The following is a 12,704-nucleotide window of genomic DNA, read 5'->3' as shown; positions in this document are numbered from 1 at the left end:
CTGCTGATAATTCATGGTAGTACTGCTTGTTTCTTTGGCGAGAAGAGCGTACCACTTTCAGCAGTTGGCTTCCTCTTCTACACCTTTCCATGAATGTCGCACTTATTATCTGAAATCGGGTTTCTTTCTTAGAAACTGAAAACTAAAGTTCAAAAAATCCACACCAGCTAGAAATGTAGGTGTGGATTTAGACGAGATGGAAACGCCTAAGAGAAAACAGTTTTATAGGCTTCGCCCGCGCCATCAATAAACATTTGAGTACCGATAACCGCTAGGATTAAGCCCATCATTTTCGTCACGACGTTCAGAGCACTCGGTCCAACTGCTTTGACTAATTTGTCTCCAAATAAAAACAGTATATAGGTAATAACACACAACACAGCAAAAGAAACGATGGTAATAATGGTTTGATCAAAACCACCCGCCGTAGCAAAGTTCATCGCGGTAGCAATCGTTCCAGGCCCTGCTAATATCGGCATTGCAAGTGGAGAAACGGCAATGCTCAACGCCGCCTGCTGCTGCGCTGGAGAATACGCTTTCTCTTTAGTTTTCTGATGCGTCGAATCACCTTGAAGCATATTAAAACCGATCAAAAACACCAAGATACCGCCCGTTATTCGCAAGGCGTACAGCGTGATACCAAACAAATCAAAAATTAATTTACCGGCGATCGAAAATATCGCAATGATGACAAATGCAATAAAAACCGAACGAAGCGCCATGGAACGTACGGTTTCCCTATCCTCATCAGCCGTTAAACTCAAAAAGATAGGAATATTGGCGATGGGGTTCATGATCGCAAAGAAGCCCATAAACACCGTGACTGTATGAACGATGAGTTCTTTCATATTTTCCACTGCAGTTAAATTGTTGATTCTAAAAACAGTATATACGCTCTCAAGCAGAACGAGTGATGTATTCTCTATTCATCTTCACACTTATGCCCTAAGCATTGTTTTTCTTTTGAGATAGTTTACCGACTCATCAAATATCGCTAAGGTGAGGCTTCAGCCTTTACATGTAACAGGGGATGTTAAGTCACCATGAACAGTACGATACAAACAATTCTCAATCACCGCTCAATTCGAAAGTTCACCTCACAACCTATTGAGAGCGAACAATTAGAAACGATTCTACAAGCTGGCCTTGCGGCGTCTTCATCAAGTATGTTGCAAGTCGTCTCAATTATCCGCGTGACCGATAAAGAAAAGCGTACGCTATTGGCACAATATGCGGGGAATCAAGGGTACGTTGAAAGCGCTGCTGAGTTTTTGGTGTTTTGCATTGATTACCAGCGCCACGCAAGTATCAATCCTGATGTGCAAGCTGATTTCACCGAGTTAACACTTATCGGTGCTGTTGATTCTGGCATCATGGCACAAAACTGCTTACTTGCAGCAGAGTCTATGGGACTAGGAGGCGTGTATATTGGTGGCTTACGAAACAATGCTCAAAAAGTCGACGAGTTATTAAGCTTACCTAAAAATACAGCCATTTTATTTGGTATGTGTCTTGGTCATCCAGATCAAGCCCCTGAAGTTAAGCCACGTCTACCTGCTCATGTCGTGGTGCATGAGAATCAGTATCAAGACCTAAATTTGGATGATATTCAGGCTTATGACCAAACCATGCAAAACTACTATGCAAACCGTTCGAGCAATCAAAAACAAAGCACTTGGTCACAAGAAGTCACCAGTAAACTAACTGGCGAATCACGTCCGCACATCCTTCCGTATTTGAATGGGAAGGGGTTAGCGAAGAAGTGACCATGTCGAAAGACAACAAAACAAAAACGGGACATGAGTCACATTATTGATAATCCTATTTAATACAACGAGGTAATTAGTCGGTAGATTTTCTTGGTTGTATTTTAGAAAGAAAACACTACATATAGAGCTAATAAACAAAATTTGAGCTAATTGAACAAGTTTTTTATCCGCAATATGAAATCTTGTAAGTGAAAACATAAAAATACGATATTTATCTGGACACTTGCTGCATTACTGTCTATTGCTCTAATCATTGAAATTCATTAGAGTTCATGCCTCCAGATGCAACCAATCCCTTATTGAGCACTTTATAAATAAAAGAAAGTGGTGCTTGTAAGGTTATGTTGTGAAGTCTTTTCTGGAAAAGAATGTTGCTACCAGCAACTCGCTCTTTACGTCAGATGAATGAAAAAACATGAATTTCAAACATAAAAAGCTAGCTAGTTTAGTGCTCTCCTCAGTACTTCTTTCTGGATGTACTGTACCCGGTAGTCACCTTTCCACAGATGGAAAAAACTTCGTCGAAGACAGCAATGTTAGTCGCACTTCTGATTTCAAAGTTTTTCCACTTACACTTGATAAAGTATCTCAACTTAAAAGTTTGGAGATAGAAGCCAAATCCAACCCTGATCTAGATCGCCAACTTAGCGCTTATGAGTATGAGGTTGGCCCTGGAGATATACTAAACATTACTATTTGGGATCACCCAGAACTAACTATTCCTGCTGGTTCTTATCGCAGCTCTGCTGAAGCGGGTAACTGGGTACATGCTGATGGTACTATCTTCTATCCATATATAGGTATTGTTGAAGTTGCGGGTAAAAACGTTCGTCAAATTCGTGCAGATATTTCTCGCCGATTAGCAAAGTACATAGAAAGTCCTCAAGTGGATGTCAGCGTCGCCGCTTTTCGTTCGAAAAAATCCTACATAACTGGTGAGGTAAATAATCCGGGACAGCAACCAATCACCAATATCCCACTCACCTTGTTAGATGCAATTAACCGTGCAGGTGGATTAGCCGAAAACGCCGACTGGAAAAATGTAACACTGACAAGAAACGGCATAGTTGAAAACATATCTCTTTATGCGCTGATGCAAGAAGGCGACCTCACTGAAAATAGGCTACTCCAACCAGGTGATATCATCCATGTGCCAAGAAATGATTCACAAAAGGTTTTCGTTATGGGTGAAGTTAACGACCCTAAACTACTGAAAATAGATCGCGCTGGCATGAGCCTTACGGAAGCTCTGAGCAACGTTGGCGGTATTAACCAAATATCAGCGGATGCGACAGGTGTATTCGTGATTAGGAGGTCACAAGACGCTGGTTCACTGGGCGACATATATCAACTTGATGTCTCCGATGCGGCAGCGCTCGTTATTGGTACTGAATTTGCTCTCAAACCGTATGACATTGTTTATGTCACTGCGGCGCCTATCAGTCGTTGGAATCGCGTTATTGCACAGCTAGTACCTACCATCTCAGGCTTCAATGAACTTACAGAAGGCGTCCTTCGAGTCAGGACTTGGCCATAGAAAAAGCATTCTGAAGGGCTTGTTTGAACACAAACAAGTCCTTCAAACGTTGTCTATAAGGAGCAAAACATGTTTTCGAACATTCTTGTCGTGTGTGTAGGTAATATTTGTCGTTCCCCCACAGGAGAGCGGTTACTACAGCAACTACTCCCAAATAAACAGATTTCTTCGGCGGGTATTGCCGTAGAAAAAAGTCGCCTAACCGGAAAGCCAGCAGATGAAACCGCCAGACTTGTCGCGTCAGAACGTGGTATCTACCTGCTAGACCACAAAGCACAGCAGCTAACCGCTCAGTTGTGCGCAAAGCAAGACCTAATATTGGTGATGGAACAAGGTCATATCGATGCTTTGACGGAGCTGGTACCGGAGGCTAGAGGTAAAGCAATGTTATTTGGTCACTGGATAGGTTCCGTGGATATTCCAGATCCATACAGACAGAGTAGAGAAGCCTTTGAGCATGCATTATCTCTGATTGAAAATGCTGCTCATGCATGGGCAAAAAAAATATAAATTCAGATCACTTGGCGAAATAAAAAATAATGGCTAACCAAACAATACAATCATCTGCTCTTGCTGATGATGAGATCGACCTAGGCAAGCTCTTCGGCATATTGATAGACGCGAAATGGTTTATCATCAGCATTACACTCTTTTTTGCAACATTAGGTATCGCGGTCGCGTTGCTATCAACTCCGATTTACAAAGCCGACGCGTTAATACAAATCGAAAAGAAGAGTTCAGGTGGTATCTCGGCGATGGTCGGTGACATGGGAGAACTCTTTTCTGCCGAATCATCTGCAACTACAGAAATTGAAATAATTAAATCGAGAATGATTCTTGGCGATACCGTTGATAAGTTTAACTTAACAACCATTGCCACTCCTGATTACTTACCTTTTGTTGGTAAAGGTCTAGCACGAATCAACGGTACTCAAAACTACATTTCTTTGACCACGTTTGAAGTACCTCGAACGGCTAGAGGATTATCTCATCAACTGATTACTACAGACATCGAGAAAGGTCAATTCAGCTTGATGCTTGAAGACCAAATGGTACTTTCTGGTTCAGTTGGTCAACTAATTGAGATGAATGGCTATCGTGTAAAAGTGAACCAGCTCAATGCTCAAAATGAAGATACTTTTACAATAAGTAAAATAAGCAAGTTAGATGCTATCAACAAGTTAGCCTCACAACTTTCTATTTCAGAGAGAGGTAGCCAAACAGGTATTGTATCTCTAAGCATTGAAGGTGAATACCCAGACCACAATCAGCTTGTTTTAAATGATGTTGTTCAAAACTATTTTTTGCAGAATGTTAGAAGAAACTCAGCTGAAGCTGAGCAGAGCCTCAACTTCCTTAAAGGTCATTTACCCGAGATTAAGGACAAGCTAACTATTTCAGAAGATACATTGAACAGTTTTAGACAAGAAAACGAATCTATCGATTTAAATCTCGAAGCACAATCTACTCTAAAAGTGATGGTGGCACTTGAAGCCCAACTTAATGAGTTAACATTTAAAGAAAGTGAAATCAGTCAAAAATTCACCCAAGACCACCCAGCTTATAAATCGCTGTTAGACAAACGTCAGACATTACTGCAAGAGAAAGAGCGTCTTAACAAACAAGTTCAAAAACTGCCAAAAACACAGCGCGAAGTCTTGCGTATGACTCGTGATGTCGAAGTAAACCAGCAAATCTACATCCAACTTTTGAATAAAGTTCAAGAGCTAAATATCATAAAAGCTGGCACCGTAGGTAATGTGCGTATTATTGACAACGCACAATCTTACGCAATTCCTATTAAACCGAAAAAACCTTTGATTGTAGTTTTGGCTACTCTTCTAGGAGGCATGGTAGCTGTCGCATTTGTTCTGGTAAAAACCGCGTTTCATCGTGGACTGACTTCTCCTGATGAAATTGAGCAAACTGGAATATCTGTATATGCAAGTGTTCCAAAATCGGCACAACAATTGGAAGTCGCGAACAAGCTAAAACGTAAAAACAACAAAGATTTACTTCTTTTAGCAAATGCCAATCCAGCAGATCTTTCAATTGAAGCACTACGTGGACTTCGAACCAGCTTACACTTCGCAATGTTGGAAGCCAAAAACAATGTCTTAATGATCTCAGGCCCAGCTCCTTCCATTGGTAAGACGTTCGTATCAACCAACTTTGCTGCCGTTGCGGCTAAAACGGGTCAAAAAGTCCTTTTGGTGGATGCTGACATGCGAAAAGGTTATTTACAGCAATGTTTTGGCCTCACAGCAGAGCAAGGGTTATCTGACTTACTAAGTGGAAAAATTGATCGAGCAACCGCAATCAAGCCAAGTCAAGTTGAAAACTTGGATGTGGTTACTCGTGGTCAAGTACCACCAAATCCATCAGAGCTTTTGATGCATCCACGATTTGTTGAATTTGTAGAACAAGTATCAAAAGAATACGATCTAGTCATCATCGATACACCGCCTGTACTTGCAGTAACGGATCCAAGCATCGTTGGTGCACTTGCTGGCACCACATTGATGGTAGCTCGCTTCGACCAAACGACATTGAAAGAAATTGAGGTAGCACGTGGTCGCTTCGAGCAATCAGGTGTAGAAGTTAAAGGTGTGATTCTCAATGCGGTTGAGAAAAAAGCATCTAACTCATACGGCTATGGATACGGCTACTACAACTACGCGTACAAAAGCGAATCATGAATTAATCTAGATCGCTAATTTGACCAAATATGACAAAGCCCTGCTAGAAACAGCAGGGCTTTTTCTATTGCATTCTTAATTGCTTGTACGTCAACAAACTGAGCGAGACAAAGAATATTGGGGCACTCCAACCAAAACCGAAAAATACTCCTGTAATGCTGGCATAGGTAGTAATCACTGCCCCTAACCCATTAGTAATCAATAATGCCTTAAACAGCTGTTTCGCAGTCTTACCAGATTCCACATCACGTAGCATCAAACTCACCGCAGCGATTCCACCTAAAAAGATCGACGTATGTTGCGATAAAAACAGCGCGTATTGGTCGTTAATTTGTACGCCATACATCGGCCACATCATGGTTGGTACAAAAAACAACGCAAAAGCGAATACCGTATATATGACACCATGAACGGTTAGAAAAGTGCGGTTGGTCATCATTTCCTTATCCTCCAATCGGCCCTTGATTGATCGTCGTTAACGGCACATTGATATCGAAGATTTGACCTCGTACTTCGACTACGCCCATTTTTCGTAAGCGTGCGGCATGCATTTCGAGATAAGCTTGCGCCGTGGCTTCATCTTCAAAAAGATAGATACCACCACCGAGTTTGTCTTTTTCGTTTTCCGTCCAAATTTTCCAAATCATGCCCGGCTCTTGGTTAATCGACTTAGCTAAGTCGACCAAAGCATTCGACATCTCTTCACCAAACGGACCATGAAATTCAAAATCAACTTGCAATAATTTCGCCACCTTGGGTCTCCTCTTCTTAATTGACTCGCTTTCGATGACAAGATTATTGCCTTTATAAAACTGACAAAAAAGTTCATAATTTTGCCATTAGCTGTCTAAAAGATTGACTGATGAGACTAAAAACGACCTTAGAACAATGGCAAACGCTACAAGCGATTGATCAAGAAGGTAGCATTCAATCTGCAGCTTTGCTGCTCAACAAGAGCCATACCACATTGATCTACTCGGTGAGGAAGTTAGAAGACCAACTTGGTATTCAACTTATCGAAGTACGAGGGCGTAAAGCAGGTTTGACTGAGCACGGTAAAACCATACTGCGTCGTGCACAATCCATGCTTGAACAAGCGCGGGAACTGGAAGTCATCAGCGAGCAGTTAAAAAGTGGGGTGGAATCTCAAATCACGGTCGCAATAGATCATCTTTGTGACCCTCGTTAGCTTTATGCACCAATCAGTCAATTTTTGGAGGACAACAACACGACCTCCGTTCAAGTGGTTGAAACGTCACTGAGCAAAACAACCGAAATGGTCGTAAATGAGCTCGCTGACATCGCAATCATCAACTTACCGATAACCAACTACCCTGCCGAAGCATTTGGCGTAACAACCATGCTGCCTGTAATCGCAGCACACCATCCACTCGCTAAAAAGCCGCATGTTTCCATCGACGATTTTGCAACCACCAGCCAAATTGTCATCCGTGACTTAGGCGATTCAGACAAAACAAAAAGAGATGTGGGTTGGTTACGCGCACGTCAGCGTATTACCGTCGATAACTTCGACCACGCTTTTCACGCCGTAGAGCAAGGCGCTGGATTTTGTCGGCTACCAGCGCACTTAGTCGCAGCCCGCAAGAGCGATAAAATTAAAGTATTGGAGATCGAACACTCCCATCAATATCAAGTTGCGCTGCACCTCACTTTACCCAAAGGAGCCAAAAGTGGTCCTGCGACTCAAGTGCTTTATCGTACTTTACTCAAAAGTGTAGAAACTCGATCCTAGCGACAGTGGTATTGAGTTGAATCGCTAGTGTTATCGCCTATTGATGCTCCCTAAATATAGAGAAACGGCCATTTTGTGACGCTACACTCTCACAAAAGGTTGCACGGAGGATAGCGACCACCTACTATCACTCTGCTCATGCCTAAAGCACCCAACACTCGCGGAAAGAACTCGGTTCACGGCAATATCCTCACCTGCTTGGTTTAGCAGGCACAATCTGTTTTTACCTTCTTTTTAGCTTCTATTTAGGCGAGTGTGGAAGAAATAAGAAAGGTGAAATATGAACTCTACAAATAGCTTCTCGATCAATATCAATCAGCAAAAATCCATTGCTAAAAAAAGGCTCAAAGCTATCCGCCTATACGATGACGCTACGTTGGAGTTAGTTAAGCGATGTCACTCCAAACCAGAGTCATTGACTCCTAATACAATTCAATTGGCTGACGTTCAACATGCACTCGCAAGAGAACTGGGCTTATCCAGTTGGAGTAAACTAAAAGCTCATGTCGAAGAGCTAGAAGCGCACAAACTAGCCATCAAAGAACAAAAACCGCCCCTAGATGCGAAAGTAAAAACGCTACACGTTCGTTGTGGCCACGACATTCAACAACAACTTAAAGCCAGCGGATTTGAAGGGACATTTTTAGCCCTGATCGATCCGCTTTGTATTGGCCCCATACCAGCAACACCACAGAACTTCCTTGCCATTCGTGCCCAATATGTCGTAGAGACTCTGCTGCCCGTGATGAAGCGTGAAGACTCGGTTCAAGATATGGTCACATTGGAACAATCAAACCTCGATCTGTTGCAAAGTGATGTATTTGAACGAATCGTCTTTTGGGTCGAACATGACAGCTATGATCAATTGATGCTAATTCGTGCTCTAACACAGTTAGAGAATGTAGAGAATAAAGTGATAGAGATCATTGAGTTGAACCAGTTCCCGGGCACTGAGCGATTCATCGGCTTTGGGCAGTTGCCTGAAGAAGCTATTCGTTCTTGTTGGCGATACCGTAAACCCGTATCTGCTAAGTTATTGAGCCAAGCAAAGCAGTGTTGGCAAGCAGTGTCATGTTCCTCACCAAAAGCTATCGCCAGTTTGATAGAACAACATCAACTGGGTTGCTTACCGAACATGTCCGATGTGCTTAGGCGTCTCTTGCAAGAACTGCCTCATACCAATAGCGGTTTGAGCATGACTCAACAGCTTGCTTTAAATGTATTGAGTTCACAGCGTTCACCCATCTCTGTAACAGAGTGGTTCAAGCGGTATCAGCAAATTGAACCGCTACCTTTTTTAGGTGATGTCATGTTTTACGCCCTACTGTTACCACTTACTCAATCCGAAGCGCCGCTTTTCGCTATCGACTCATTAGAGAAAAGTTGGTGGGAACAAAAAGTTACTCTGACCGAATTTGGCAAAGCGTGTTTAACAGGCCAAAAGCGAGCAAAGCAATGTTACTGGGTGGGTGGAATGCGAATAAGCGAACATAATCATTGGCGTTGGGATCACCAACGCATCTCCTCACTATCTCACTACAAAAAATCATAATTACGTAACCTTGAGCTGTGATGCTATTGACTGTAGTGAGCATTAGCATCGCCGTCTGGATCCAAATACTATTACGACCTATCACCTATTTCACACTGCATAAACCGTAACTATTTATGCAAAAATCAGTTTCCGCCTCGAAGATATGCACATCATTCCTTATTCAACCAAAATGTAAGAATTCATTTCTATCGGTTGTATGTTCGATAAAAGTGTTAAAACTCGAAGTTTTCATCCAGCCATTTCGTTACAATTTAGTTAAAGTTCTATTTTTTATAGTGACAAGGTTCACATCTATTAATCAATCAGAGGATTATTCTTTCGTATTTTCTCACTCCACTGCTACTCTGCTCGCCGCTTTGAAGTGAACTCAAGGTGCATAACTATAAGGAGTGTTCTCATGAATACCAAGAAACCGATGTCGCTAACCAGCCGCGTAATTTTGGGTATGGTAGCGGGTATCTTGACAGGATTTGCAATTCGCACACTTTTTGCCGGCAACGGATTTGTCGACGCATACATTGTTAATGGATTATTTGAAGTTGGTGGACAGATCTTCGTCGCCAGCTTAAAAATGCTCGTAGTCCCTCTAGTGTTTGTTTCACTAGTTTGTGGTACTAGCTCCCTCAAAGACCTTTCTACACTGGGTCGCATGGGTGGTAAAACCCTCGCTTTCTACGTTACAACAACGGCTATCGCGATTACGCTTGCTCTAACTATGGGTACTCTGTTCCAGCCAGGTGCTGGCGCTGACCTAACCGCAGCAAGTTCATTCAAATCAGCAGAAGCACCATCTTTGGGTCAGGTGATCATCGATATGTTCCCAACCAACCCTATCAGTGCGATGGCTGAAGGTAAAACCCTGCAAGTTATTGTGTTCGCAGTGCTATTTGGTATAGCGATCAGCGCAGCAGGCAAGCCTGGTGAACGTATTGCAGCGTTCTTCTCTGATCTGAATGAAGTGATCATGAAACTGGTAGCGATTTTGATGAACTTAGCGCCTTATGGTGTGTTCTTCTTGATGGCGAAGCTATTTACTGGTCTTGGTCTGGGCGCAATCGTCAATCTGGCAGAGTACTTCTTAGTACTGGCGGGGACGCTTGTCCTGCACGGCCTAGTCACTTACAGCTTAATGTTAAAAGGGTTCACTGGTCTAAATCCAATTACGTTCCTACGTAAGATGGAAGACGCGATCATGTTTGCTTTCTCGACCGCATCATCAAACGCGACGATTCCAGTGACAATGGAAACGGCTAAGCACCGTATGGGGGTTGAGAACCGCGTATCATCGTTCACAGTACCACTTGGTGCAACCGTGAACATGGACGGTACGGCGATCATGCAAGGTGTCGCAACCGCCTTTATTGCTCAAGCCTTCAATATTGATTTAACTATGGGCGATTACCTCATGGTAATCATGACAGCTACATTGGCATCTATCGGTACTGCGGGTGTCCCTGGTGTTGGCCTTGTAATGCTAGCTATGGTATTGAACCAAGTTGGTCTGCCGCTTGAAGGTATCGCGCTCATCATGGGTGTTGACCGTCTACTTGATATGATTCGTACTGCGGTAAACATAACTGGTGACAGTGCAGTTACCGTCATTGTCGCAAAATCAGAAGGCGCATTGGATGAAGCTCGCTTCAACGATCCAATGGCAGGCGTAGCCGAAGAAGAAGTGCATCTTAAACGCGCTGACGCCTAAATCGTTTTACGACTAAGTTATCCTGCCTAAGAAAAAACCACCTTATTCTAAGGTGGTTTTTTGTTTCCATGTGTTGTCCTGAAATGTATTTACACATTGAGGACAAATTATGACTACTGCACATAACCCCTACGTTAAGCGAACCCCGCGTGAAAGCACACTATGCTTTAAATTACAGGTCGTCGATGCTATTGAAAAAGGCTACATGAATTACAAACAAGCCCACGCAACCTATGTTATTCAAGGGCGTTCAACGGTTTTAACCTGACTAAGAAAATATGGAAAAATGGATTGGATACATAACCCAAGGAAGAACACCATGCATAAAAAACGAAACCGAAAGAGTTTCCGGCTAAAAAAACCCAACGACTTGAAAGAGAATTGGAAGATGAACGGGTGAAGAGCCTCTCCTTTAACGAGTTAATTGATATTCTCGACTCTGAACATGGGACGAATCTCATAAAAAAGTATCTCGCCTACTATCCTTTGCTTCTCACCATAGAACACCTGCCTTCATACTTTGGTGCAAAAACTACATGATATTTATAATTCCATCGCGTGTGCGCTAAGCTCTTTTTGTATCCATTGGGACCCCTTTCAATTCTTAATTAACTCTGCAATTGCCAGACCACAAAACGTTTTTATCAAATTGAAAGGGGTTATATAACTGAATTATAGCTGTAAGCTTTACGGGAAATCCAGCCTTACTGGAGGCCTCTATACAAAAAGCCAACAGCTAACGAAGTTGGCTTAGTGTAAAAAATGTCAACGCATTTTAATACAAGATGCCCCCGCTAAAGGTGCTAATGTACAGATATAATTGCTTCTAGACTTTTCTTAGTTACGAATCGGTAAGTAGCTAGGTTATGATAATAATTCTTCTGAAGAATTAGAGTTTTACTAGTCTATGTTTATCATTTTGAAAATGACATAAGGGACATTTTCATCATATAGAGATACAAATTCCATTATTAAATTAAAGATCAAAACCAAATCGCGATAGGTAGTAGTCTGATAATTAATTGGGTACTAAGATACATACATCATAAATTCATGTTTAAAAATAGTCTTTTTTTACTCAGTTTCTCATTTCCAATACTTGCATTAGGTTTCAACGAAAGTATGTTCGGTTTTTTTAAGAAATTTAAATACACATTAAGCCCAGAGATAAAAGGTACTTTAGTTCTTGAGCAAAGACCTCTAGAAAATGTAACCGTTTACTTAGAAGCTAATTTTTTAAAGAATACTTACAAAAGGAGTTCAAGTACTAATGAGTTAGGTGAATTTCACTTTAAACCAGTCATACATTCTCAAAGGTTCAAAGAATCAGCTTTGAATCAAACATATTCATATATCGGAATATATACCTATATAAATGAAGAAAAGAAGTACATTTGGGAGTCCCAGTTAAACTACGTTTCACCGCCTATATTTATAAAAGATAACTTAAATAATCTTTACTGTGAGCTTAAAAATAAAGAATTCCGATATTTTTTCAAAAATATCAATCTAGATAATGCTCGAGATCTAATGGTTATTAGCAATTGCAATTTAAATGGATTTTTATATAAAACAGAGTTTACGGAGGATACATAATGCCGTCTTTAACACCAAAACTTGCATCAGAGATCGCGAATATACCGTATGGAGTATATCAGGGGCAAGGGAGACTAGCGTTCAAGGGACAAG

The 12,704-nt window shown here is 41.7% G+C and carries 10 protein-coding genes and 2 pseudogenes; 9 read left to right on the top strand and 3 right to left on the bottom strand.

Annotation, left to right across the window (positions count from 1 at the left end; genetic code table 11):
* Positions 1-206: 206 nt before the first annotated feature.
* On the bottom strand, positions 207-848 hold the full coding sequence (locus NL645_RS15160) for a MarC family protein (RefSeq protein ID WP_046875716.1): 642 nt from the start codon (positions 846-848) through the stop codon (positions 207-209).
* 195 nt (positions 849-1,043) lie between these two features.
* Between NL645_RS15160 and nfsA the strand changes: the two genes are divergently transcribed.
* From nfsA to NL645_RS15140, 4 genes are all read left to right on the top strand, one after another.
* Positions 1,044-1,766: an oxygen-insensitive NADPH nitroreductase gene (nfsA, locus tag NL645_RS15155; protein ID WP_253651959.1), complete on the top strand. Its 723-nt coding sequence runs from the start codon at positions 1,044-1,046 to the stop codon at positions 1,764-1,766.
* A gap of 418 nt (positions 1,767-2,184) precedes the next feature.
* Positions 2,185-3,306: a polysaccharide export protein gene (locus NL645_RS15150; RefSeq protein WP_046875714.1), complete on the top strand. Its 1,122-nt coding sequence runs from the start codon at positions 2,185-2,187 to the stop codon at positions 3,304-3,306.
* A gap of 69 nt (positions 3,307-3,375) precedes the next feature.
* On the top strand, positions 3,376-3,816 hold the full coding sequence (locus NL645_RS15145) for a low molecular weight protein-tyrosine-phosphatase (protein ID WP_033906669.1): 441 nt from the start codon (positions 3,376-3,378) through the stop codon (positions 3,814-3,816).
* A 29-nt stretch (positions 3,817-3,845) separates the two neighbouring features.
* Positions 3,846-6,005, top strand: a complete 2,160-nt coding sequence (locus tag NL645_RS15140; protein ID WP_046875713.1) for a polysaccharide biosynthesis tyrosine autokinase — start codon at positions 3,846-3,848, stop codon at positions 6,003-6,005.
* A gap of 64 nt (positions 6,006-6,069) precedes the next feature.
* Here NL645_RS15140 and NL645_RS15135 read toward each other — a convergent pair whose 3' ends face one another.
* Both NL645_RS15135 and NL645_RS15130 read right to left on the bottom strand, forming a co-directional pair.
* Complete coding sequence (locus tag NL645_RS15135) at positions 6,070-6,441, bottom strand: hypothetical protein (RefSeq protein ID WP_253651964.1); 372 nt, start codon at positions 6,439-6,441, stop codon at positions 6,070-6,072.
* A gap of 7 nt (positions 6,442-6,448) precedes the next feature.
* Positions 6,449-6,757, bottom strand: a complete 309-nt coding sequence (locus NL645_RS15130; protein ID WP_140323836.1) for a monooxygenase — start codon at positions 6,755-6,757, stop codon at positions 6,449-6,451.
* Positions 6,758-6,867: 110 nt separating this feature from the next.
* On the opposite strand from NL645_RS15130, the pseudogene NL645_RS15125 reads away from it, so the two are divergent.
* The 5 genes and pseudogenes from NL645_RS15125 (at position 6,868) to NL645_RS15100 (ending at position 12,611) form a co-directional block, all read left to right on the top strand.
* Positions 6,868-7,758, top strand: a pseudogene (locus NL645_RS15125) (LysR family transcriptional regulator).
* 280 nt (positions 7,759-8,038) lie between these two features.
* Positions 8,039-9,310: a DUF1835 domain-containing protein gene (locus NL645_RS15120; protein WP_253651958.1), complete on the top strand. Its 1,272-nt coding sequence runs from the start codon at positions 8,039-8,041 to the stop codon at positions 9,308-9,310.
* Positions 9,311-9,710: 400 nt separating this feature from the next.
* Positions 9,711-11,015 carry a dicarboxylate/amino acid:cation symporter gene (locus tag NL645_RS15115; RefSeq protein WP_005397791.1) on the top strand — a complete coding sequence of 435 codons (1,305 nt, stop codon included), beginning with the start codon at positions 9,711-9,713 and terminating at the stop codon, positions 11,013-11,015.
* A 109-nt stretch (positions 11,016-11,124) separates the two neighbouring features.
* Positions 11,125-11,492: pseudogene (locus NL645_RS15110) on the top strand (IS3 family transposase); the annotation flags it as partial.
* A 576-nt stretch (positions 11,493-12,068) separates the two neighbouring features.
* Complete coding sequence (locus tag NL645_RS15100; protein ID WP_253651957.1) at positions 12,069-12,611, top strand: DUF6795 domain-containing protein; 543 nt, start codon at positions 12,069-12,071, stop codon at positions 12,609-12,611.
* The last annotated feature ends 93 nt before the right edge of the window (positions 12,612-12,704 follow it).

The organism is Vibrio sp. Y51_MX_L26 (assembly GCF_024181935.1).
Taxonomy (GTDB): domain Bacteria; phylum Pseudomonadota; class Gammaproteobacteria; order Enterobacterales; family Vibrionaceae; genus Vibrio; species Vibrio diabolicus.
This window is presented reverse-complemented; position numbering and strand designations above follow the sequence as displayed.

Coding starts and splice junctions, on each gene's coding strand:
- nfsA (WP_253651959.1), top strand. CDS start 1,044: ATGAACAGTACGATACAAACAATTCTCAATCACCGCTCAATTCGAAAG.
- NL645_RS15145 (WP_033906669.1), top strand. CDS start 3,376: ATGTTTTCGAACATTCTTGTCGTGTGTGTAGGTAATATTTGTCGTTCC.
- NL645_RS15160 (WP_046875716.1), bottom strand. CDS start 848: ATGAAAGAACTCATCGTTCATACAGTCACGGTGTTTATGGGCTTCTTT.
- NL645_RS15120 (WP_253651958.1), top strand. CDS start 8,039: ATGAACTCTACAAATAGCTTCTCGATCAATATCAATCAGCAAAAATCC.
- NL645_RS15115 (WP_005397791.1), top strand. CDS start 9,711: ATGAATACCAAGAAACCGATGTCGCTAACCAGCCGCGTAATTTTGGGT.
- NL645_RS15100 (WP_253651957.1), top strand. CDS start 12,069: ATGTTTAAAAATAGTCTTTTTTTACTCAGTTTCTCATTTCCAATACTT.
- NL645_RS15135 (WP_253651964.1), bottom strand. CDS start 6,441: ATGACCAACCGCACTTTTCTAACCGTTCATGGTGTCATATATACGGTA.
- NL645_RS15140 (WP_046875713.1), top strand. CDS start 3,846: ATGGCTAACCAAACAATACAATCATCTGCTCTTGCTGATGATGAGATC.
- NL645_RS15150 (WP_046875714.1), top strand. CDS start 2,185: ATGAATTTCAAACATAAAAAGCTAGCTAGTTTAGTGCTCTCCTCAGTA.